At 72.1% G+C, this 21,461-nt stretch carries 18 protein-coding genes; 11 read left to right on the top strand and 7 right to left on the bottom strand.

Annotation, left to right across the window (positions count from 1 at the left end):
- Nucleotides 1–101 precede the first annotated feature (101 nt).
- Nucleotides 102–749: an NAD(P)-dependent oxidoreductase gene (locus MON03_RS06110; protein WP_242091087.1), complete on the bottom strand. Its 648-nt coding sequence runs from the start codon at nucleotides 747–749 to the stop codon at nucleotides 102–104.
- Nucleotides 750–875: 126 nt separating this feature from the next.
- Here MON03_RS06110 and MON03_RS06105 point away from each other — a divergent pair, with 126 nt between their 5' ends.
- Together MON03_RS06105 and MON03_RS06100 are read left to right on the top strand one after the other, a co-directional pair.
- Nucleotides 876–1,238 (top strand): winged helix-turn-helix transcriptional regulator, encoded by a 363-nt coding sequence (locus tag MON03_RS06105; protein ID WP_022903944.1) that lies wholly within the window; start codon nucleotides 876–878, stop codon nucleotides 1,236–1,238.
- A 97-nt stretch (nucleotides 1,239–1,335) separates the two neighbouring features.
- Nucleotides 1,336–2,364 carry an NADPH:quinone reductase gene (locus tag MON03_RS06100; RefSeq protein WP_242091085.1) on the top strand — a complete coding sequence of 343 codons (1,029 nt, stop codon included), beginning with the start codon at nucleotides 1,336–1,338 and terminating at the stop codon, nucleotides 2,362–2,364.
- A 235-nt stretch (nucleotides 2,365–2,599) separates the two neighbouring features.
- Here MON03_RS06100 and MON03_RS06095 read toward each other — a convergent pair whose 3' ends face one another.
- The gene (locus MON03_RS06095) at nucleotides 2,600–2,785 is read right to left on the bottom strand and encodes a hypothetical protein (RefSeq protein WP_022907754.1); all 186 of its coding nucleotides are present in this window, start codon (nucleotides 2,783–2,785) and stop codon (nucleotides 2,600–2,602) included.
- A gap of 41 nt (nucleotides 2,786–2,826) precedes the next feature.
- On the bottom strand, nucleotides 2,827–3,654 hold the full coding sequence (locus MON03_RS06090) for a GAF domain-containing protein (RefSeq protein ID WP_242091083.1): 828 nt from the start codon (nucleotides 3,652–3,654) through the stop codon (nucleotides 2,827–2,829).
- A 126-nt stretch (nucleotides 3,655–3,780) separates the two neighbouring features.
- On the opposite strand from MON03_RS06090, the gene MON03_RS06085 reads away from it, so the two are divergent.
- The 3 genes from MON03_RS06085 (at nucleotide 3,781) to MON03_RS06075 (ending at nucleotide 7,679) form a co-directional block, all read left to right on the top strand.
- Nucleotides 3,781–4,518, top strand: coding sequence for a S1 family peptidase (locus MON03_RS06085; protein ID WP_049976557.1), 738 nt, complete (start codon nucleotides 3,781–3,783; stop codon nucleotides 4,516–4,518).
- Nucleotides 4,519–4,680: 162 nt separating this feature from the next.
- Nucleotides 4,681–5,553 (top strand): patatin-like phospholipase family protein, encoded by an 873-nt coding sequence (locus MON03_RS06080; protein ID WP_242091081.1) that lies wholly within the window; start codon nucleotides 4,681–4,683, stop codon nucleotides 5,551–5,553.
- Nucleotides 5,554–5,591: 38 nt separating this feature from the next.
- Nucleotides 5,592–7,679: a S9 family peptidase gene (locus tag MON03_RS06075; protein WP_242091078.1), complete on the top strand. Its 2,088-nt coding sequence runs from the start codon at nucleotides 5,592–5,594 to the stop codon at nucleotides 7,677–7,679.
- 427 nt (nucleotides 7,680–8,106) lie between these two features.
- Here MON03_RS06075 and MON03_RS06070 read toward each other — a convergent pair whose 3' ends face one another.
- Nucleotides 8,107–9,300 (bottom strand): acyl-CoA dehydrogenase family protein, encoded by a 1,194-nt coding sequence (locus tag MON03_RS06070; RefSeq protein ID WP_242091077.1) that lies wholly within the window; start codon nucleotides 9,298–9,300, stop codon nucleotides 8,107–8,109.
- Between the two features lie 47 nt (nucleotides 9,301–9,347).
- Between MON03_RS06070 and MON03_RS06065 the strand changes: the two genes are divergently transcribed.
- Entirely contained in the window at nucleotides 9,348–9,929 is a 582-nt protein-coding gene (locus tag MON03_RS06065; RefSeq protein WP_242091076.1) for a QsdR family transcriptional regulator, read from the top strand.
- Nucleotides 9,930–9,966: 37 nt separating this feature from the next.
- On the opposite strand, the gene MON03_RS06060 is transcribed toward MON03_RS06065, so the two are convergent.
- Nucleotides 9,967–10,407 carry a VOC family protein gene (locus MON03_RS06060; protein ID WP_031273460.1) on the bottom strand — a complete coding sequence of 147 codons (441 nt, stop codon included), beginning with the start codon at nucleotides 10,405–10,407 and terminating at the stop codon, nucleotides 9,967–9,969.
- A 192-nt stretch (nucleotides 10,408–10,599) separates the two neighbouring features.
- Nucleotides 10,600–10,755 carry a DUF8730 family Cys-rich protein gene (locus MON03_RS17465; RefSeq protein ID WP_022903593.1) on the bottom strand — a complete coding sequence of 52 codons (156 nt, stop codon included), beginning with the start codon at nucleotides 10,753–10,755 and terminating at the stop codon, nucleotides 10,600–10,602.
- 207 nt (nucleotides 10,756–10,962) lie between these two features.
- Here MON03_RS17465 and MON03_RS06055 point away from each other — a divergent pair, with 207 nt between their 5' ends.
- Entirely contained in the window at nucleotides 10,963–11,391 is a 429-nt protein-coding gene (locus MON03_RS06055; protein WP_175329615.1) for an acyl-CoA thioesterase, read from the top strand.
- A gap of 147 nt (nucleotides 11,392–11,538) precedes the next feature.
- Here the strand turns inward: MON03_RS06055 and MON03_RS06050 are convergent, their stop codons facing one another.
- Nucleotides 11,539–15,036, bottom strand: coding sequence for a proline dehydrogenase family protein (locus tag MON03_RS06050; RefSeq protein ID WP_242091075.1), 3,498 nt, complete (start codon nucleotides 15,034–15,036; stop codon nucleotides 11,539–11,541).
- A gap of 81 nt (nucleotides 15,037–15,117) precedes the next feature.
- Between MON03_RS06050 and MON03_RS06045 the strand changes: the two genes are divergently transcribed.
- The 4 genes from MON03_RS06045 (at nucleotide 15,118) to MON03_RS06030 (ending at nucleotide 21,339) form a co-directional block, all read left to right on the top strand.
- Nucleotides 15,118–16,020 carry a LysR family transcriptional regulator gene (locus MON03_RS06045; protein WP_175329613.1) on the top strand — a complete coding sequence of 301 codons (903 nt, stop codon included), beginning with the start codon at nucleotides 15,118–15,120 and terminating at the stop codon, nucleotides 16,018–16,020.
- A 112-nt stretch (nucleotides 16,021–16,132) separates the two neighbouring features.
- The gene (locus MON03_RS06040; protein WP_242091074.1) at nucleotides 16,133–17,953 is read left to right on the top strand and encodes a hypothetical protein; all 1,821 of its coding nucleotides are present in this window, start codon (nucleotides 16,133–16,135) and stop codon (nucleotides 17,951–17,953) included.
- A 225-nt stretch (nucleotides 17,954–18,178) separates the two neighbouring features.
- Nucleotides 18,179–19,480 carry a hypothetical protein gene (locus MON03_RS06035; protein WP_242091073.1) on the top strand — a complete coding sequence of 434 codons (1,302 nt, stop codon included), beginning with the start codon at nucleotides 18,179–18,181 and terminating at the stop codon, nucleotides 19,478–19,480.
- A 206-nt stretch (nucleotides 19,481–19,686) separates the two neighbouring features.
- The gene (locus MON03_RS06030) at nucleotides 19,687–21,339 is read left to right on the top strand and encodes a putative Ig domain-containing protein (RefSeq protein ID WP_242091072.1); all 1,653 of its coding nucleotides are present in this window, start codon (nucleotides 19,687–19,689) and stop codon (nucleotides 21,337–21,339) included.
- The last annotated feature ends 122 nt before the right edge of the window (nucleotides 21,340–21,461 follow it).

Here is a 21,461-nt window from a genome sequence, read left to right as displayed (position 1 = left end):
TTGATTGTGCGAACGCGACCTGACGTGCGCTCGACAGGGCGGGATGGACGGGAGGCCCGTGGCGGGGTCGCCACGGGCCTCCAGGCCGTCGAACGGTCGCGTCAGTACGCGACGCCGAAGCGCGCCTGGTGGTGTGCCGGCGTGACGATCTCGTCGACGAACGCGATCGCGAAGTCCTCGCCCGAGATGTCCGAGTTGCCCTCGGCGTCGGTGAGGAGGACGTCGTCCGTCGTGCGGTAGCTGCCCGTGCGCTCGCCCGGGTTGTAGCCGCCGAACGCCGCCGCGGGGCTGACGTAGAACCAGTCGACGTCCGTGTCCGAGGCCTGCAGCGCCTCGAGGATCGCGCCGTGGCTCTTCGCCTCGCCCGCGAAGGCGTCCGGGAAGTCGGGGGTGTCGTAGAGGCGGGGGCCTCCCTCCGCGACGAAGAGGGACCCGGCGCCGCCGACGATGCCGAGTCGTGCGCCGGCCGCCGAGGCTGCATCGACGAAGTGCTGGAAGCGGTCCTTCAGCTCGGACCCGTCGGCCTGGACGGCGTGCAGCGAGACGACGATGACGTCCACGCCCGCGGTGACCTCCGAGACGAAGCCCTCGTCGAACGCGTCGCCCTGCGCGAGCGTCAGCCCCTCGGCCGGCTCGAGCTTCGACGTGTCGCGCGCGACGGCGGTGACGGCGATGCCGCGGGAGAGGGCCTCGCGGGTGATGGCGGAGCCGGCGTACCCGGTGCCTCCGAAGACGACGATGCTGGTCATGGCAGTCCTTTCGTGGGGGTCGTGCTGCTGGTGCGTGCGGCGTGCTGACGACGCGGCGCAACTCACTGTACGGGTGTTACTCTCTTTCGGTAAGTAGGCACCTGACAGTGCGTAACGGAGGTCGTCGTGTCCGCTCTGGAGTACACCCCCTACGTGGCCGACTGCCCGTCGCGCCAGCTCCTCGACCGCATCGGCGACCGGTGGAGCGTCCTGACCATCGGGTCGCTCGTCGACGGCCCGCAGCGGTACTCCACGATCGCGAACCGCGTCGAAGGGGTCTCGCAGAAGATGCTGACGCAGACCCTGCGGGCGCTCGAGCGGGACGGCCTCGTCACCCGAACGGTGTTCCCCGAGATCCCGCCGCACGTCGAGTACGAACTCACGGACCGGGGTCGCTCCCTCCGGAACGTGCTCGAACCACTCGAGCGCTGGGCGACCGAGCACATGGACGACGTCGCGGAGTCGCGCGCGGAGTACGACGCGCGGTGAGGCCGGCGGGCGCGGGCGCGTCCGCGTCCGCGTCCGCGTCCAGCGTGTCTGACGTTCGCCTGGAATCCCGTCCCCGACCCGGTGGTTGCCTGGGGACATGCGATCAGTCGTCTACTCGAAGCCCGGTGACTCGTCCGTCCTGACCGTCGTGGAGCGCCCGCTCCCCGAGCCCGGACCCGGCGAGGTCCGCGTCCGCATCGTGACCTCCGGCGTCAACCCCACCGACTGGAAGGCCCGCGCCGGCGGTACCTACGGCGACGGTCTGCCGTTCCCCGAGGTCACGCCGAACCAGGACGGCTCGGGCGTCGTCGACGCTGTCGGTCCGGAGGTCGACGACCTCCGGGTCGGTGACCGCGTCTGGCTGTTCATGGCCGCGTCCGGCCGACCGACCGGCACGGCGCAGGAGTACACCGTCGTCCCCGCCGAGCGCGCGGTCCCCCTGCCCGACGGGGTCGGCCACGACGTCGGAGCGTCGCTCGGCGTGCCCGCGATGACCGCCCACCGCGCACTCACCACGCACGAGCACGGCCCGGACCGCCTGGCGCCGGGCGCACTCTCGGGCAAGACGATCCTCGTCGCGGGTGGCGCCGGGGCCGTCGGGCACGCGGCGATCCAGCTCGCCCGCTGGGCCGGAGCGACCGTGGTCTCGACGATCAGCTCCGACGCGAAGGCTGCCCTCGCGACGGCAGCCGGAGCACACCACGTCGTGAACTACCGGGACGACGACGCCGCCGACCAGATCCGGCAGATCGCTCCGGACGGCGTGGACATCGTCGTCGAGGTGTCGATCCCGCAGAACGCCCAGCTCGTGGCGGAGGTGCTGGCCAACCACGGCGTCGTCTCGATCTACGCGAACAACGGTGGGGACGAGGCGACGCTGCCGATCCGGCCGAACATGAGCGTCAACGCCCGCTACCAGTTCCTGCTGCTGTACACGATCGGGGACGAGGCGCTGGCCGCCGCCGCTTCGGACGTGACGGCGGCCCTCCGCGACGGGGTCCTGCCGGTCGGCGAGGACGCCGGGCTGCCGCTGACCCGGTTCCCGCTCGAGGAGACTGCTGCGGCTCACGACGCGGTCGAGGGTGACGCCGTCGGCAAGGTCCTCATCGAGGTCGGCGAGGAGTGAGCTCACTCCGCGGGGCATGACCTCGGGGCGTGACCGCGGGGCGTGACCTCGGGCCGTGACCGCGGAGCCGCGGCATCCGTTCGGTCGCGGCGTCCGCGCGGTCGCGGCGTCCGCTCGGCCCGCAACGAGCACGCGCCGCGACCGCCGGTGATCCGGTCGGGCGCGGCGCGTGGGGCGTCGGCATGGCAGCTCCGTCACGACGTGACCGCTCCGGGCCGCCGGTCAGGGCGTCGGCTCAGCGTGCGAGCGCGGCGGCGAGGCGTGCCTCGAAGCGACGGCGGGCAGCGACCCGCTCGCGCTCGATGTTCGCGGCGATGACCTCGAGGTCTTCGTAGTCGGCGTCGGTGGTGTCGTCGGTCCAGTTGGGGGTGTACACCCGGGACCGACCGAAGGGCTTCGGTTCGGGGGTCACGATGGTCATGTGGGGATGGTACGTCGAGCGTCCGACAAATCGTGTGCGCATCACGGGCCTTTCCTGGGGTTGCGGTCCCGTTCCGGGAACGAGGACGCGAGCGAGAACGCGATGGCCATGAACGAGGCCATCATCGCGACGTACTTGGCGTCGAGGTCGGTGAACGCGTCCGGTGCGGGCGAGTCCACGGTGAGCATGCCGAAGGAGTACTCCTCGGACCGGATGACGACCGAGACGTACGACCGGTAGCGCGGTTCGAACCCCGGGAGGTCCTCGTCCACGTCGACCTCCGCCAGGCGGTCCCCGACGACGCGCGGGCCACCGCCGACGAGGACCCAGTCGAGGTTGCGGTCGCCGTACGGGGTCCCGGCGCGGAAGACGCCGGCGGTGTCCTCGGCTCCGCCGTGCCCGATCGGTTCGAGCGCGCGGAGGTCCGCCGACAACTGGTAGACGTTCGCCCGGACGTCGGGCACCCCGGGCAGCAGGTAGAACGCGAGCGCCACCGCGATGCGGTCCGCGAACGCCGGGAGTTCCTGTCGCCGCGCCGCCCGCCGGAGCTCCGCGAACCGCACGAGCCGGGTCGCGAGCTGCCCGAAGGCGTAGCGGACGGCGGTGCCCTGCTCCAGCTCCGTCGAGCGGGCGACCGCTGCGGCCGCAGCCACCGAGGCCTCGGTCCGACGGGCGCGGACGACCTGGACGACGACCGCGGCGGAGAGCACCACGAGGCCGAACACGACGAGCGAGACCTTCACGCTCGGCGCCGTGACGAGGTTCGGCAGCTGGAACGCGGCGGTGGGCGCGGTCGCGACGACGATCGGCCACACGACCGCTCCGGCGCGGCGCCGTCGGCGGTCCACGGTGCTTCGTTCCCCTGTCATGCCGACGACGGTAGGGCACCCCACCGACGCCCGTTGAGTTGTCCACAGGCCCGGACGGAGGGTACGCATGTTGTCCCCTGCAACGCCGACTTGCCCCCCGAACGGGGCGGGAAGAACATCGTGCACATGCAGCAGCGACTCAAGACCAGAGCAACGGCGCTCCTCGCGACCGCCGCCATCGTCCTCCTCGGCGGGACCTTCGGAGCCAGCGCGGCGAACGCCGCGACGGTCTCCCCGCAGGTCATCGGCGGCGAGCAGGCCCCCAGCACCCCGTGGGAGGTGCAGCTCATCTTCCAGCAAGGCGGCTCCGCCACCTACGGGTGCACCGGTGAGCAGATCAACGCCTCGTGGGTGCTCACCGCCAACCACTGCGTCGACGGCACCACCGCGATGAACGTCTACCAGTCGAACAGCACCTCGAACCGCGGCACGGCGATCGCGGCCGACCGGCTGTACTCGGCTCCGTCGGGCGACATCGCGCTCGTGCACCTGCGGACCGCGAAGGCACTGTCCTCGTACGCGCCGCTCGACCTCGCCTACACGACGAAGTCCTCCGGCACGGGCACCATCATGGGCTACGGCAACCGGGCGAACAGCGCCCCGAGCACCGGGCTCTACCAGGCGACGGTCAACCTCACCGGTCGCTCGATCGACGCGTACAACGGCACCGCGCAGCACGTCACGGGCGTCTCCGGCGCATCGAACCACGGCGACTCCGGCGGGCCCCTGCTCGTGAACGGCAAGGTCGTCGGCGTCTGCTCGACGGGCGACGTCGCCGACCCGGGTGCGAACACCCACGCGGGCTCGAACTACGCGGTGCTGACGCAGAGCGCCAGCTGGATCCGCAGCACCGCAGGCGTCTGACCGACGTTCCCATCTGACGGACTGGAGGCCCGTGGCGACGCCGCCACGGGCCTCCAGTCCGTTGCTGCCCACCACTCCTGCACATGCCGGTCTGTGCAGGTTCCCGCCCACAGGCAGCGCGCCGCGCGCCGCGCGACGACCCGGGGTTGGTAAGCATGACCCATGACCGACGTCTCGACGCCCACGCCCGGCACCCGCGCACTCGTCCTCGGAGGCGGCGGCGTCGCTGGAATCGCCTGGGAACTCGGGGTGCTCGCCGCCCTGCAGGAAGCCGGGGTCGACCTCGACGCCGCCGACCTCGTGGTCGGCTCGAGCGCGGGGAGCGTCGTGGGCACGTTCGTGCGCGCAAGTGCAGTCCCCGACGCGTACGCACAGCAGCACACACCCCTGCCCTCGACGTACGAGGAACCGCCGGTCATCGCGTCCGAGGACTTCCAGGCGCGACTCGAGCAGGTGCTCGCCGGCGCGCGGGACGACCAGGACGCCCGGGCTCGGCTGGGCGCCGTCGCGCAGCGGTCGACCGGCGGCCAGACCGACGAGGAGCGCATCGCTACCTTCGAGCAGACACTGCCGGGCACAGCCTGGCCTGCGAAGCCGCTCGGCGTCACCGCGATCGATGCCACCGACGGCACGTTCCGCGTCCTGACCGCCGAGTCCGGCGTGCCGCTCCCCCGTGCCGTGGCCGCGAGTTGCTCGGTGCCGCTGGTGTGGACGCCCGTGGCGATCGACGGCGTGCCGTACATCGACGGCGGCCTCCGCTCGGCCACGAACGCCGACGTCGCGGCCGGGTACGAGCGGGTGCTCGTCATCGCCTGCGGCCCCGAGGGCCCGTCGCCGCTCGGGCCGTGGCTGGACGTCGCGGTCGAGAGCCTGCGGGCCGGTGGGAGCTCGGTCGAGACCGTCGTGGCGGACAGCGCCTCGCAGCACGCCTTCGGCTCCAACTCGCTCGCGCTGTCCACCCAGGCGCCGTCGGCGGAGCAGGGGCACCGGCAGGGGTCGACGGTCGCGGAGCAGGTCGCCGCGTTCTGGGCGTAGCCCGCGACCGTGTCACCGGACCTCGCTAGCGTGGAGTCATGACGACGCCGTTCTCCGACCTCGACCAGTTCACCGCCCTCCCCCGAGTCGACGGCATCGCGGTCGCCCCGGACGGATCGCGGGTGTTCCTCACCGTCAGCGCCCTCGATGACGAGCGCACCGGGTACCGCCGGTCGGTCTGGTGCGTCCCCGCTGACGGTTCGGGCACGCCGGTCCGACTGACCCGCTCGGCGAAGGGCGAGGGCGGGATCGCCGTCACCCGCGGCGGCGACGTGCTGTTCGTGTCCGGCCGGCCCGACGAGTCCGGCGCCGAAGACGCGGCCCAGCTCTGGGTGCTCCCCGCCGCGGGCGGCGAAGCGCGCCCGGTCACGGCCCTGTCGGGAGGCGCGGGCGGCGTCCTCGCCACGGCCTCCGGTAGCGACGTGGTCGCCTTCACGGCGCCGCTGCTCCCCGGGGCGGACGCGGACGACGAGACGTCGTTCCTCGCGTCGGACGCCGCGCTGCGCAAGCGCCGCAAGGAGCGGAAGGTCGCGGCGATCCTCCACGAGACCTACCCCGTGCGGTACTGGGACCACGACCTCGGCCCCGACGAGACCCACGTGCTGACCCTCGACCTCGCCGAACTGCGTGAACGTGACGCGGCCGTGCGTCCCTCCGACGGCGCCGACGCTCCGGACTACCCGACGCACCTCCCGCGCCCGGCCGACCTCACCCCCGCTCCGGCCCGGACGCTCGACCACGTCGAAGGCGCCCTGACCCCGGACGGCTCGGTGCTGCTCGCGTCCGTGGCCGTGCAGGAACCCCGCGGCTTCCGCTCGGCGCTGGTGACGGTCGACGTCCGGACGGGCACCCGGACCGTGGTGTTCGACGAACCGGACGTCGACCACGAGATCCCGCGCGTCAGCCACGACGGCCGGACGATCGCGTGGGTGCGGACGCCCCGCTCGACGCCGGCCGGTGCTCACGAGCAGGAGATCTGGACCGCTCCGCTCACCACGGACGGCACCGTGGACGTCGCGGGCGCCCGGCGGATCGCGACCGACTGGGACCGATGGCCGGCCGAGCTCGTCTTCGAGCACGGCGACGCCGCACTCCTCGCCGTCGCCGACCAGGACGGCCGCGCGCCGATCTTCCGGATCCCCCTCGACGGAGCCCCCGTCGAGCAGCTGACCCACGACGACTGGGCCTACTCCGGTCTGCGCGTGGCGGACAGGACCGGCGAGGTCGTGGCGCTCCGGGCCTCCTGGCAGGCGCCGCTGCACCCGGTCCGGATCGCCGACGACGGTTCGGTGACGGTCCTCGCGAACCCCGCGCCGCTCCCCGACGTCCCCAGCACGATCGAGGACGTCGAGACCACCACGACGGATGGCACGCGCGTCCGCGGCTGGCTGGTGCTGCCCGAGGGCAACGGGCCGCACCCGCTGCTGCTCTGGATCCACGGTGGCCCGCTGAACTCGTGGAACCAGTGGTCGTGGCGGTGGAGCCCGCAGCTCGCCGCAGCACGCGGGTACGCCGTGCTGCTGCCGGACCCGGCACTGTCGACCGGGTACGGGCTCGACTTCATCAACCGGGGCTGGAACGCCTGGGGGCAGGCGCCGTACACCGACCTCATGGCGATCACCGACCACGTCGTCGGCCGATCGGACATCGACGAGACCCGGACGGCAGCGATGGGCGGCTCGTTCGGTGGGTACATGGCGAACTGGGTCGCGGGCCACACCGATCGGTTCCGGGCGATCGTCACGCACGCCAGCCTGTGGGCGCTCGAGCAGTTCAACGGCACGACGGACATGTCGCAGTACTGGCAGTCGATCTTCGACGCCGAGGGCATGCACGAGAACGACCCGCACCGGTTCGTGGCCGACATCACGACACCGATGCTCGTGATCCACGGCGACAAGGACTACCGGGTGCCGATCGGCGAAGGACTGCGGCTCTGGTCGGAGCTCGCGGAGCACCACGCCGCGGAGGACGGGACGATGCCGCACCGGTTCCTGTACTTCCCGGACGAGAACCACTGGGTGCTCAAGCCGCAGCACGCGGTGGTCTGGTACGAGACCGTGTTCGCCTTCCTGGCCCAGCACGTGCTCGGCGAGGAGTGGGAGCGGCCGGAGCTGCTCGGGTAGCAACGGCTCGGGCGCGGGGCTCGCGGGCGGGGCTCGTCGAACGCGCGCGTTTCGACGAACCACGTGTCGTTCGACGCGTGGTTCGTCGGAACATGCACCCGTTTCGACCGATGGTCCGCGGGTGCGACGAACCACGTGTCGTTCGACGCGTGCAACGTCGCGCCCGCCGGCTCCCGCACATCGCCCGCCGCCTCCCGCGCCCGGCCACTCGCGCCCGGCACACGGCCACCCGCGCTCCGCCACCCGGCCACCCGCGCCCGGCGCTGCCCGCACAAATGACGACGCGACCGATGTCCTCCGACATCGGTCGCGTCGTTCCGCAGCGGCACCCGAAGCCGCACGCGGATTCCGGGCGGGCATCATCACCCCGCCCGAGCTCAGCCCCCTCGCGCCCACGGGCCCTCAGGCCCTCAGGCCCGTCCAGCCCTCACACGAACGCGGCCTGGCCCGTGATCGCCCGCCCCACGATGAGCGTGTTGACCTCGCGGGTGCCCTCGTACGAGTAGATGGCCTCGGCATCGGAGAAGAACCGCGCCACGCCCTTCTCGAGCACGATGCCGTTCCCGCCCTGCACCTCGCGGCACCAGCCGACCGTCTCGCGCATCTTCGCCGTGGCGAACGCCTTCGCCATCGCGGAGTGCTCGTCGCCGCCGACCCCGGCGTCCTGCATGGCCGAGGCCTGGGTGCACAGGGCGATCGACGCGGTGATGTTCGCGAGCGACTTCACGAGGAGGTCCTGCACCATCTGGTGCGCCGCGATCGGCTTCCCGAACTGGATGCGCGTCCGGGCGTAGTCGAGCGCCGCCTCGTACGCACCGACCGCGATGCCGATCGCCTGCCACGCCACCTCGGTCCGGGTGAGCCGCAGGACCTCGGCCGTCGCCCGGAACGAGTCCGCACGCTGCAGCCGACGCGACTCCGGCACCCGGACCCCGCGCATCGTGATGTCGGCGTTCTGCACGCCGCGGAGGGCGATCTTGTCCTCGATCTTCGTGGCGGTGAAGCCCGGGGTGTCGGTCGTGACGAGGAAGCCCTTGACCTGCTCGTCCGCGACGTCCTTCGCCCAGATCACGACGACGTCGGCGAAGGTGGCGTTGCCGATCCATCGCTTCTCGCCGTCGAGGACCCACTCGTCACCCTCACGCCGGGCGGTCGTCCGCAGCCCGCGCGCGGAGTCGCTGCCCGACAGCGGTTCGGTGAGGCCGAACGCGCCGATCAGCTCGCCGCGAGCCATGCGCGGCAGCCATTCCTGCTGCTGCTCCTCGCTGCCGGCGACCGCGATCGAGTTCATCGCGAGGCCGGACTGCACGCCGATGAACGTCGCCACGCTCGCGTCGACCCGACCGAGCTCGAGTGCCGCCCAGCCGCGGTACACCGCCGAGTTCTCGAACTGCCGCACGAGCGGGACGCCCGGCCCGTACATGCCGAGCTCGGCGAGCGGCGCGATGACCTGCTTCGGGAACTCGGCACGCGCCCAGTACTCGTCGGCGATCGGGCGGACCTCGGCCTCGAGGTACGCACGCAGGCGTCCGAGCGAGTCACGCTCCCGCTCGGTCAACCCCGTCTGGAAACCGTAGAAGTCCGATTCGAGGAGGGGCGTGGAGGCTGCCGTCGTTGACATACCCCCGATCGTGCATCATTCTCGAAAACGTTGCAAGGGAGGGATGCATGTACACATCGGATTCTGCGCTGCGCGCCTTCCGGGAGGCCCGCCACACCTTCATCGCCGGCTCACGGATCGACATGGGCACCTTGGCGTCCTCGCTCGGCGTGGACCGGACGTCGCTCTTCCGGTGGGTGGGCAACCGCGACCGACTGCTCTCCGAGGTGCTGTGGTCACTCGCCGTCCCGACGCTCGACAGCGCTGCCGCGTCCGCCGCGCCCACCGGGGCCGCGCGGATCGTCGACGTCCTCGACCGGTTCACGGCGGACCTCATCCGCGCTCCGTACTTCCGCGCGTTCCTCACGCGAGAGCCCGCTCGTGCACTCCGACTGCTCACCACGACCGAGAGCGACGTCCAGAGTCGCTTCGTGGCACGGGTGACCGCCCTGGTCGACGACGAACGGCAGGCCGGCATGTTCGACCCCGCACCCCTGACGAGCGAGGAGTTGGCACGCCTGCTCGTCCGGATCTCGGAGTCGTTCACGTACGCCGACCTCATCTCCGGGGAGACACCCGATCCGGCTCGCGCCCGTGCGACGTTCGAGTACGTGCTCCGTCCCACCGCCGTGCCGGCTCCGGTCGGGTGAAGCCCGACGGTGACGGTGTCAGCCCTTCGCTGCGATGTCAGCCCTTCGCTGCGGTGAACTCCAGGTTGATGTCGTCCGGGTCCTGCACGGAGAGGATCACGATGCCCGCCTCCCCGAGGTCCGTCACGTCGCCGTGCTCGACCCCCGCGGCGTCCAAGCGGGCAGCGGTTTCGTGGAGCGCCTCCACCGACCGCACCGTGAAGCTGACGTGGTCGAGACCGACCGTGTCGGAGTCGAACCGCTGACCGCGCGGTGCGACGGGCCGGAGCCCGAACAGCTGCTCCCCGAGCGGGAAGATGCACCCGCCGTAGAGCCGCTCCCGATCCTGCTCGATCCCCGGCTCGTCGATGTGCGCACTGAAGTCCATCGCTGGTGCGACGCCGAGGAGCTGCTCGTAGAACGCCTTGCTCCGGTGGATGTCGGTGACGGTGATGCGGACGTGTGCGAGTGCGGTGGGGTGTGCGAAGGCTTCGGTCACGATGGTGGTGCTCCTCGTGGTGTGGTCGGGTCGCCGACGATCGTCGGCACCTGTCGAGGCAACGCCGTCAGCCTGACCGTCTCCCCGGACGCCGCGGCGACCGGACAGCGGCGCACGCCGACGGCTCGCGCGTGCGACGATCGACGACGCACAGCGCGCCACGCTCAGCGGTCAGCGGTCAGCGGTCAGCGGTCAGCGGAAGCCGCGGGTCTCGAGCATGTGATGCGGGATGCCGTGCCCCTGGCAGCGATCTCGGCGGCGGATGCCCCGCATCACGTCGCGGACGTGGTCGCCGCAGCCCGTCCACGAGGACTTGCCGCACACAGGGCACTGGACCGACTCGCACATGGGGGCCACGGTACGGACGGAGCCCTGGACGGACAGCCGAAACGCTGTACCCGATCCGCTGGACGACGGATTTCGGACTCCCGAGCGTCAGACGGCCCGGAGGCGGGGTCGAGTACGGTCGGTCCGGCCCCGGGATCAGGCGAGTCGCACCGCCGTGCTCGGACCCTGATCCGCGGCCGTTGCACCCGCACCACCGATCGGAGACCGATGACCATCGACGAGTACCCGTTCTGCCGGACCTACCCCACGCGGTGGAACGACAACGACATGTTCGGGCACGTCAACAACACGATCTACTACTCGGCCATGGACAACGCCGCGACGTACTGGTTCCGGGAGGTCGCGGGCCTCGATCCGTTCTCGTCCGAGTGGATCGCCGTCCTCGTGTCGTCGAGCTGCCACTTCGTCGAGTCAGCGGTCTGGCCGGACGTCATCGAGGTCGGGATGCGGTCGAAGCGGATCGGCACGACGAGCCTCGCGTGGGAGTTCGGCCTCTTCCGCCAGTCCGACGGCGCGCTGCTCGCGACGGGCGAGTTCGTCCACGTCATCATCGACCGCGAAGGCGAACGACGGCCGACCCCCATCCCGGCGGAACTCCGCGAACTCGTCACGAGCAGGATGACGGTCACCGACTGACCTCCGCACAACCAAAAGCGGCTCGAACCACGGAATCACGTGGTTCGAGCCGCTTCCAGTTGTGCGAACGCCCCGCCGAGCGCTGCCCCGCGCCGTCCGGCTGCCCGCCGAACGCCGCACGCAGCGCCGCACGCAGCGCCCCCGCCGTTAGATCAGCGCGTCCGTCAGGTGGTTCGGCGTCCCGAACCGGTGCGCCGTGATCGACACCGCCTGCTCCCGGAGGAACGGCAGCACCTCGATCCGCCCGGCCTCGGTCACCGGCTCGGCGTAGACCGCGACGTCCGGACGTCCACCGACCGCCGTGTACAGCGCCGAAGCGTCCCCGCCGATGAGCCGGACCCGCGTCGACGGGCCGTCGGCCACCCGCGCTGCGAACGCCGCGTCCGACTCCCCGTCGCGGAGCGACCGCACGATCGCCAGCGACTGCACGGCCGACCGCACGGAGACCGGCAGCGAACCGGAGACCGACACGTCGATCGTCGTCCCCGCGCGGAGCGCCGCCGCGACGACCCGGACGAGTGCGTCGACGTCGAGCGACGAGTCGTCGTCCGCGGTCAGGCGCACGTGCACCCCCGGGAAGGGCAGGTAGCGCGCGATGTTCCGCTCGGCGGTCAGCGCGGACACGTCGGTCGCGGTGCCGAACAGCATGGTCCACGCTCGCTCGTCGGATGCGAGCGCGCGGTCGAGCGACTCCGAGCCAACCCCGGACGCCCGGACGAACGCGGACACCGGCGAGGACGCAGCGACACGAGCAGCACCAGCGCCAGCAGCACCAGCAGGCACCGATGACCACGATCCGAGCCCGATCAGGTAGTTCAGCCCGCCGGCCTTCGTCCCGGCACCGACGGCCGACTTCTTCCACCCGCCGAACGGCTGGCGTCGGACGATCGCGCCCGTGATGCCGCGGTTCACGTACAGGTTGCCGGCCTCGATCCGGTCGAGCCACGTGCCGATCTCCCCGGCGTCGAGCGAGTGCAGCCCCGAGGTGAGGCCGTAGTCGACCTCGTTGACGATGTCGATCGCCTCGTCGAGGGTCCGCGCGGTCATGATGCCGAGGATCGGACCGAAGTACTCCGTCCGGTGGAACGCCGACCCGCGAGCGACACCGTCGCGGACGCCGGGGCTCCAGAGCTTCCCGGAGTCGTCCAGTCGGGCGGGCTGCACGGCCCAGGTCTCCCCCGCACCGAGCTTCGTCAGGCCGTCGAGCAGCTTGCCGGCGGCCGGCTCGATGACCGGCCCCATCTGCGTCGTCGCGTCGGTCGGGTACCCCACGGTCAGCGAGGACACGGCATCGATCAGCTGGGACCGGAACCGCCGCGAGGTGGCAACGGAGCCGACGAGCACGACGAGCGACGCCGCCGAACACTTCTGACCCGCGTGCCCGAACGCCGAGGCGACGACGTCCTTGACCGCGAGGTCCAGGTCGGCCGACGGCGTCACGATGATCGCGTTCTTGCCCGAGGTCTCGGCGAGCAGGGGCAGGTCCGGCCGGAACGAGCGGAAGAGCTCGGCGGTCTCGTACGCCCCGGTCAGGATCACGCGGTCGACCAGCGGCGACGCGACGAGCTGCCTGCCGAGGTCGTTCTCGGACACCTGCAGGAACGCGAGGACGTCGGCCGGCGCACCGTGCAGGTCGAGCGCCGTCTCGATGATCGAGGCGAGCACCGCGCCGGACCGCTCGGCGGGCGGCGCGGGCTTCAGCACCACGGCGGACCCGGCGGCGAGCGCGGCGAGGGTCGACCCTGCCGGGATCGCCACGGGGAAGTTCCACGGCGGCGCGACGAGCGTCAGGGCGGCCGGCGTGAAGGAGGCGCCGTCCACCGCGTCGAGCTCCGACGCGAGCTCCGCGTAGAAGTGCGCGAAGTCGATCGCCTCGGACACCTCCGGGTCGGCCTGGTCGATGGTCTTGCCGGTCTCGGAGGCCATGACCTCGACCAACGCCGCGCGGTTGGCCTCGAGGGCGTCTCCGATCGCGTGCAGGACGGCGCCGCGCGACGCTCCCGACCACGTCGCCCACGTCGTGCCCGCGGCGCGGACGCGACCGAGGACGGACTCGAGCGACTCGGCGGAGGTGATCCGGGCCTCCTGGACGGCCTTGACCCCGAGCGTCGACGACGCGACGCGCGCGGTGATGTCGGCGCCCCACTGCCGGAACTCCGCGACCGACGGGTCGGTGTCCGGCGTGTTCTCGAAGTGCCCGGCCGACGGGCGCCCGACGGCCGCGTAGCGGTCGGCGACACGGTGCGAGGCCGGCGCGAGGAGACCCTCCGGCGTGGCGAGCGGTTCGAGGGACGACCGGAACCGGGACTCCTCGCGGGCGAACAGCTCGGGCGAGGACGCCAGCGAGAACACCGCCGACATGAAGTTCTCCTGCGACGCGCCCTCCTCCAGCCGTCGGATCAGGTAGGCGATCGCCACGTCGAACTCGCCCGGGTGGACCACCGGCGTGTAGAGCAGCAGCGAGCCGACGGTCCGACGGACGGCCTCGGCCTGCCCCTGCGCCATCCCGAGCAGCATCTCGAACTCGATGCCGTCACGCACACCGCGCTCCCCCGCGAGCAGCCAGGCGTGCGCGACGTCGAACAGGTTGTGCCCGGCGACGCCGACGCGGACGTTCTCGATGCGCTCGGGGGTGAGTGCCCAGTCGAGCACGCGCTTGTAGTTCGTGTCGGAGTCCTGCTTGGTGTGCCACGTGGCGAGCGGCCAGCCGTGCACGGAGGCCTCGACCTGCTCCATCGGCAGGTTCGCACCCTTCACGAGACGGACCTTGATGCCGGCGCCACCGCGGGCACGACGGGCAGCGGACCACTCCTGCAGGTGCTCCATCGCGGCGAGCGCGTCGGGCAGGTATGCCTGCAGCACGATCCCGGCCTCGAGCGACGTGAACTCGGGCTCGTCGAGGAGCTGCGTGAAGACCGCGATCGTGAGGTCGAGGTCCTTGTACTCCTCCATGTCGAGGTTGATGAACTTGTGCGGGGACGCCTCGACGGCCCGGCGGAACAGCGGCCGGAGCTTCTCGATGATGTCCGCGACGGCGTGGTCGAACGCCCACGGGGAGTGCGGGTGCACGGTCGACGACACCTTGATCGAGACGTAGTCGACGTCGTCGCGGGCGAGGAGGCGGTGCGTGCCCTCGAGGCGACGGGCGGCTTCCTTCTCGCCGAGCACGGCCTCACCGAGGAGGTTCACGTTGAGGCGGACGCCCTCGCGCTTGATCTTCGCGATCGCCGGCCCGAGCTTGGCGTCGGTGGCGTCCACGATGAGGTGTCCGACCATGTCCCGGAGCACCCGTCGTGCGATCGGGACGACGACGCCGGGGAGCACCGGGGCCATGCCGCCGCCGAGCCGGACCAGGCCGCGCAGTGCTGCGGGCAGGAAGCCGGGGGCGTTCGGCGCGATCGCGCGGAGCTTCCGGGCGGCGACACCGAGGTCCTCCGGGCGGACGACGCCGTCGACGAACCCGACCGCGAAGTCGAGCCCGGACGGGTCGGCGAGCACCCCCGCGAGCTGCTTCGCCGAGCCGTCGACCGGGTAGGTCTCGGCCTCGGCGAGCCACTGCCGCACGAGCGCGACGGACTGGTCGGCCAGGTCGCCGGGTCCGGTGGGCTGGGAGGCGGCAGCAGGTTGCTCGTGCACGGTCGTCATGGCGCCAGTGTGGAGCACCGCAAGCATCAGCGGAAGCAATGTTCCGTGACGATTACCGTGCAGTTCTCCTAAAGTGTCGACATGCTCGATGTGCGCCGTCTCGTCCTCCTCCGGGAGCTCTCCATCCGCGGGACCATCGCGGCCGTCGCGGAGGCCGTGAACTTCACCCCGTCGGCGGTCTCGCAGCAGCTCTCCGCCCTCGAACGCGAGGCCGGCGTCCCGCTGCTGCGCCGGGCAGGTCGCCGCCTCCAGCTCACCCCGCAGGCGGAGGTCCTGGTGCAGGCCGCCGGGCACGTGCTCGACGTCCTCGAGCAGGCCCAGTCCGAGGTCGAGGGATCCATGCCGACCGTCCAGGGCCGCGTCCGGGTCGCGGTGTTCCAGTCCGCTGCCCTCGCGCTCATGCCGAACGCCCTGCACGCGATGGCGACCGCGCACCCGGACGTCCGGATCGAGATGGTGCAGCGCGAGCCGGAGACCGCCCTGCACGAGACGTGGATCCGCGACTTCGACATGGTCATCGCCGAGCAGTACCCCGCGCACGCCGCACCGCGTCTGCCGGGTCTGCAGCGCGAGGACCTCACGACCGACGCCGTCCGGCTGGCCCTCCCACCGGTCGACACCGCGCTCGCCCCCGTCACCTCGATCTCCGACGCCGAGGCGCTGCCGTGGGTGATGGAGCCCCGCGGGACCGCCTCGCGGCACTTCGCCGAGCAGGTCTGCCGTCGCCACGGCTTCGAGCCGGACGTCCGCTACGAGACCGCCGACCTCCAGACCCAGATCCGTCTCGTCGAGTCCGGGAACGCCGTGAGCCTCATGCCCGACCTCATGTGGACGGGGCGCACGACGACCTGCCGCCTCGTCGAGCTGCCGGAGCGTCCGCGCCGCACGATCTTCACCGTGGTGCGCGCCGCGGGGTCGTCCTCCCCCGCCGTGACCGCGCTGCGGGCCGAGCTCGAGCGTGCGGCGGCGGTCGTCGGCGACTGACCCGGTCCCGAGCCGTTACCGGACCGAGATGCGCGGGCCGTCAGGTCGCCCGTCGGCGGGACACCCCTGGGTGAGGGCACCTCCCGTGCCCACCGACATCCAGGGGGATCCCATGCAGCAGTCCTGCCCACGCCGACTCCGTCACGGTGCCGCGATCGGAGCGGCCGTCGCCGTCGTCGCCGCCTCGTCCGCGTTCGGCATCGGTGCCACGGCAGCGGTCGCCGACGACGCGCCGACATCCGCGTCCACGACGACCGCGTCCACGACGACCGCGACCGCGCCCGCTTCCGTCTCCGCGACGGACGGCACGACCGACGACCAGCCAGGAGGCACGGCTCCCGACCCGACGTCGGCCCACCCCGACGAGGCGGTCGCCCCCGACGAGGGCGCAGGCGGTGAGGGCTCCGCCGACGGGGGCGTCGCCGGCGAACCGACGGCCGAGCAGCGCGCCGACCTCGCCTTCCCCGACGGCACGACCGCCGACGCACCCCTCCTCCTCGAGGCGACCGCCGGTGACGCCGTCGACCGCACGTTCACCGCGACCGGCGGCACCGGCGGCGTCACGTACGAACTCCGGGGTGCCGGTGGGAAGCCGATCGTGGGGGACGGCTCGTTCGAGAACGACTTCACGCTCGACCCCTCGACCGGTCGGCTGTCCGGCACGGCCCGGCTCGCCACCGTGCACGACTTCCAGGTCGTCGCGTCCAGCGGGTCGGAGCGTGCGGTCGAGCACGTGCGCCTCACCGTCCGCCCGGGAGCACCGGTCGGCGTCACCTTCGCGGTCTCGGCGTCGGACGGGGTCGGGCTCTGGCAGGTCGAGACCGACGGCACCATCTGGGAGCAGGCTGCGGGCCAGGGCCGCGTGCGCATCGTGCCCGAGGTCCCGGTCGTCGAGGGGTCGTCGCTCGTGCTCGCCGGCCTCGCCGTCGACGCGTACGGCAACCGGACGACCCCCGGCGGCGAGGACGACCCGTACCCGCGGTCGACCGTCACGAGCACCGTCCCGGACGACCGGGCCGTGTGGTCCGACAGCGGCTCGAACACGGTCTCCTTCAGCGGCACCGGAGTGCGCACCCTCACGGTCTCGGAGGGCGGGGTCTCCACGTCCTTCCGGGTCGACGTCGGCACGGCGACGGAGTCGTTCGCCTTCGCCGCGGGGACGCAGACCCGGGTCACGGGGACCGCGGGCGAGCCGTTCTCGGCCGACTTCCCCGTGACCGGCGCCGGGGACGACCTCCGGTACACACTCCGGTCCCCGGAGGGTACCCCGTACGCCGCGCCGGACGGCCTCGAGGTCCGCATCGACCCCAGGAGCGGCACGCTCACGGGCAGTGCCACCCTGGCGCGGACCTTCCACCTCAGCGTGGTCGCGACGGGCGGCGGCGTGGAGGCCGTCCTCCCCGTGGAGCTCGCCGTGGCCCCGGCCGCGTTCGACCACTTCACCGCCTCCGTACGGATGGCCGACGCCGGCGAACGTACTGACACGTGGACGGTCGAGGGCGACACCGTGACGCACTTCCGATCCGACCCGGCAGGCGACCGCGTCGACGTCGTCCCGGCGCGACAGGGTGACCGGATGGTCGTGTTCGCGATCCCGGAGGACCGCTTCGGCAACACCCCGACGCGGCCCGTGGACCACACCATCACGAGCGATGTCGCGAGCGACCGCTTCGGCGTCGAGCAGTCCAGCGGTGGGACGACGGTCACGTTCACGCATGCTTCCCGGCACGTCGTGACCATCCGGTACGAGGGCGGTTCGCTCGCCGTCCCGTTCGAGGTCTCGCCCGTCGCCGGACCGGCGACGGGGCACGCGGCGACGGGCACGCTCGCCTACACCGGGTCCGACTCGTCGGGGCCGCTCGCGTGGGCGCTCGGGCTGCTCGCGGCCGGCGGCGGCCTGCTTGTCCACCGGCTGCGTCGCCGACGCATCTGACGCGACCGCGCGACGGACGGGAGGCGCGGTGCACGCCCGCACCGCGCCTCCCGTCCGACGTCGATTGCTGAACAAAACCCCAGGTCACATGCTGTGCGGACCCGAATCGTTCCGTGATGGAACCGCAACGTGCAGGCCACCCGCGGGCCGCCTCGAAGCCGTAGCGTCAGCGTCGACAGGAGCGGATGGCCGCCCTGCGAACCCGGACATCCCAGGGGGGAATCCATGCGCTCCACCACCTCGTCGTCGCGCCGTCGGGCCGCACTCGTCGCGGCGACCGCGATCGCGGTCGTCACCGTCGGTTCGGGGGCCGCCTTCGGCGTCTCCGCGGCGAACGCTGCCACCGACACGGCACCAGCGTCGACGTCGGCACCGGCGACCACGGCTCCTGCTGCCACGGCGCAGGCCGCCACGACCCCGGCAGCTGCGACGCCGGCAGCGAGCACGGCGCTCGCCTTCACCGAGCCGTCCACGAAGGCCGACCCGCTCGCCCTCAGCGCCACCGTCGGCACGCCGTTCAGCCACACCTTCCACACGACGGGCGGCAACGGCACCGTCGGGTACGCGATCCAGGACGCGCCGTCGAGCGCCTGGACGGTGAACGTCGAGACGGGCGTGCTCAGCACCACGCCGACGACGGCCGGGACGTTCGACTTCGAGGTCGTCGCGCTGAGCGGTGGCGAACAGGTCACCGAGTACGTCCGGGTCACCGTCGCGCCCTCGCCGCTGTCCTTCACCGAGCCGTCGACCAAGGCGCAGCCGCTCGCGCTCACCGCCACCGCCGGGACGACCTTCACGCACACCTTCCGGGCGGTGGGCGGCAGCGGATCGCTCGCCTACGCGATCCAGGACGCCCCCTCGTCGGCGTTCACGGTCAACGTGTCGACCGGTGTGCTGACGAGCACCGAGACCACGGCCGGCACGTACGACTTCGAGGTCGTCGCGCTCCGCGGGAAGACCACCGCGACCGAGTACGTCCGGCTCACGGTCCGCCCCGCGGCGCCGATCGGCCTGATTACGTTCGTCGGTCACGGGACCCCGGGCAGCACCGCGTACGAGGTCGGCCCGAGCGGCACGATCACGGCCTTCACCGGCACCGGCAAGGACCTGGGCACGGTGTCGTCGATCCCGGCGAAGCAGAACGGTACGCTCGTCGTGTCGGGCATCGCGGTCGACCGCTTCGGCAACTCGACCGAGCCCCAGACGACGGGCCAGCCGCTCGCGACGCTGACGAGCTCGGTCGCCTCCGACCGGATCGTGCCGGACACGGCGAAGCACGTCGTGCGGATCACCTTCCCGCATGCCTCGCAGCACCGGCTCACCGTCTCACAGGACGGCGTCTCGACGTCGTTCACCGTCGCCGTGCAGCCGCTGGCGACCACCGCGGTCGCGACGTCGGCGACGGGAACGGGTGCGACGCTCGCCTACACCGGCGCCGACGAGCGCACCCCGATCGCATGGGGTGCGGGCCTGCTGGCAGCCGGGGCGACGCTGCTCGGCTTCCGACTGCGACGCCGTCGGATCTGACACGGTCCGATCCGGGACCGCCAGGGGCGTGGTGTCGATCGACACCGCGCCCCTGGCGGTTCCCGCACGATCCCCCCAACCCAGGTCACATTTCGGCTTCGAGGCCCCTCAGGCGCCCCTCCGACCCCTACGATCCGAGAGCCGAGCCTTCTCGGCGGATTCACATGATCCGGAACCCGTCCGGACCTGAACACCTGGGGGAGAACGTGCGCCGCAGCACTTCCACCGTCCGACGCGCCTGTGCGCTGGGGACCACCGCCGCACTGGTCGTCCTGACGACCGGCCTCGGCGTCATGACCGCGACCGCCGCGAACGCCGAGACCGTCAGCGAGCCGACGCCGACCGCGACTGTCGACCCGACGCCGTCGGACGCGAGCACCGACCCGACGACCGACCCGACCGCGACCCCGACCCCGACCCCGACCGGCGAGCCGGACTCCTCGGCCACGGCCGACCCCGCACCGACCACGGGCGAGCCGGCCCCCGCGAAGACCACCGCCCCGGCCAAGCCGCTCGTCCCGGGCTCGGGCAGCAGCACGCAGGACGTCACCCCCGCCGCGGTGGCCGCTCCCACGGTCACGATCACGGGCACCGCGAAGGTCGGTTCGACCCTCAAGGCGACGACGACCGGCTTCGACAAGGAGCTCGCCACGCCGGAGTTCGTCTGGACGAACCAGGCGACCAAGGAACAGCTGTCGACCGACCAGTTCTACGACGTCCAGACCACGGACGCCGGCGCGGTCATCGTCGTGACCGTCACGGGCAAGGACTCCGAGGGCACCGACGTCGAGGCCTCCGCGAAGACCGCCGAGGTCACGCAGGACCCGGTGTTCGTCGACGCCTCCGGCACCCCGATCGTGGGCGGCACGGCAGCGGACGAGGACACGCTGTACCTCGACGACGCGACCGCGGGCGAGGCGTACTCGTACACGTTCCGCGCCGAGGGCTACCCGGCGCCGACCTACCAGCTCTCCTGGTACTACGGCGACGAGGAGGACTCGATCGGCAACGTCGTCGAGACCCAGTCGCAGGCCGCGGCCGAGAACACGATCGAGGCCGGCTTCGAATCCGACGCGGACGTCAACGGCGACGGCAAGATCACGCCCGACGACCAGCTGCCGAAGGGCATCACGTTCGACCCGGCGACCGGCGAGCTGAGCGGCACCGCGACCCAGGCGATGTGGTACGACTTCGCCGTCACCGCCACGAGCGGCGACGTCTCCACCACGCAGTACGTCGAGCTGTCGGTCGACCCGGGCGCTGCGTACGGCCTGGCCGCCGTCGCCCTCGACAAGGGACTCATCGACAACGGCAAGGGCGCGGAGTACATCATCCGCCCGGACGGCACCGTGCTCGGGTTCGACCTCGCGGTCGACGAGGACGGGTTCCCGGAGATCGGTGACCTCCGCGACCACGTCTCGGTCAAGCAGGGCGGCACGCTCCTGATCTACGGCTCGCCCGTGGACCGCTTCGGCAACGACGTCTACCCCGAGGACGAGAACGACGTCGTGCAGGCGACCGTCACGTCGGACGTCGCGAGCGACGTCATCAAGCCGTACACGGAGAACGGCGCGGAGGGCTACGGCGTCTCGAGCGTCACCTTCCCGCACGCGTCGACCCACCGCCTGACCGTCTCGGCCCAGGCCCTCGAGCCCGTGTCGTTCGACGTTGAGGTCACCCCGACCGTCGCCCCGGCCGTCGTCGTGACCCCGACCGCCACCGGCACCGGCACCGGTGTCCAGCTCGCCTACACGGGCTCCGACGCGACAGGCGCCCTGCCCTGGGCACTCGGCCTCGTGCTCGCCGGCGCCGGCCTGATCGGTGCGCGCACGCTGCGCCGCCGTCGCGCCCAGCGCTGATCCCGGCGCCTCCAGTCGGTCGCGTGTCCGCGTGACCGACGGGAGGCCCGACCCGGCCCCGTCCCGCCCCGCACGGCGCGACGGGGCCGTCGTCGTCACAGCGGGGGCGCCCGTCGGTAGCG

The organism is Curtobacterium sp. DN_7.5 (genome assembly GCF_022655355.1).
Lineage (GTDB): Bacteria > Actinomycetota > Actinomycetes > Actinomycetales > Microbacteriaceae > Curtobacterium > Curtobacterium luteum.
This window is presented reverse-complemented; position numbering and strand designations above follow the sequence as displayed.

Coding starts and splice junctions, on each gene's coding strand:
- MON03_RS06110 (WP_242091087.1), bottom strand. CDS start 749: ATGACCAGCATCGTCGTCTTCGGAGGCACCGGGTACGCCGGCTCCGCC.
- MON03_RS06100 (WP_242091085.1), top strand. CDS start 1,336: ATGCGATCAGTCGTCTACTCGAAGCCCGGTGACTCGTCCGTCCTGACC.
- MON03_RS06095 (WP_022907754.1), bottom strand. CDS start 2,785: ATGACCATCGTGACCCCCGAACCGAAGCCCTTCGGTCGGTCCCGGGTG.
- MON03_RS06090 (WP_242091083.1), bottom strand. CDS start 3,654: ATGACAGGGGAACGAAGCACCGTGGACCGCCGACGGCGCCGCGCCGGA.
- MON03_RS06085 (WP_049976557.1), top strand. CDS start 3,781: ATGCAGCAGCGACTCAAGACCAGAGCAACGGCGCTCCTCGCGACCGCC.
- MON03_RS06080 (WP_242091081.1), top strand. CDS start 4,681: ATGACCGACGTCTCGACGCCCACGCCCGGCACCCGCGCACTCGTCCTC.
- MON03_RS06075 (WP_242091078.1), top strand. CDS start 5,592: ATGACGACGCCGTTCTCCGACCTCGACCAGTTCACCGCCCTCCCCCGA.
- MON03_RS06070 (WP_242091077.1), bottom strand. CDS start 9,300: ATGTCAACGACGGCAGCCTCCACGCCCCTCCTCGAATCGGACTTCTAC.
- MON03_RS06065 (WP_242091076.1), top strand. CDS start 9,348: ATGTACACATCGGATTCTGCGCTGCGCGCCTTCCGGGAGGCCCGCCAC.
- MON03_RS17465 (WP_022903593.1), bottom strand. CDS start 10,755: ATGTGCGAGTCGGTCCAGTGCCCTGTGTGCGGCAAGTCCTCGTGGACG.
- MON03_RS06055 (WP_175329615.1), top strand. CDS start 10,963: ATGACCATCGACGAGTACCCGTTCTGCCGGACCTACCCCACGCGGTGG.
- MON03_RS06050 (WP_242091075.1), bottom strand. CDS start 15,036: ATGACGACCGTGCACGAGCAACCTGCTGCCGCCTCCCAGCCCACCGGA.
- MON03_RS06045 (WP_175329613.1), top strand. CDS start 15,118: ATGCTCGATGTGCGCCGTCTCGTCCTCCTCCGGGAGCTCTCCATCCGC.
- MON03_RS06040 (WP_242091074.1), top strand. CDS start 16,133: ATGCAGCAGTCCTGCCCACGCCGACTCCGTCACGGTGCCGCGATCGGA.
- MON03_RS06035 (WP_242091073.1), top strand. CDS start 18,179: ATGCGCTCCACCACCTCGTCGTCGCGCCGTCGGGCCGCACTCGTCGCG.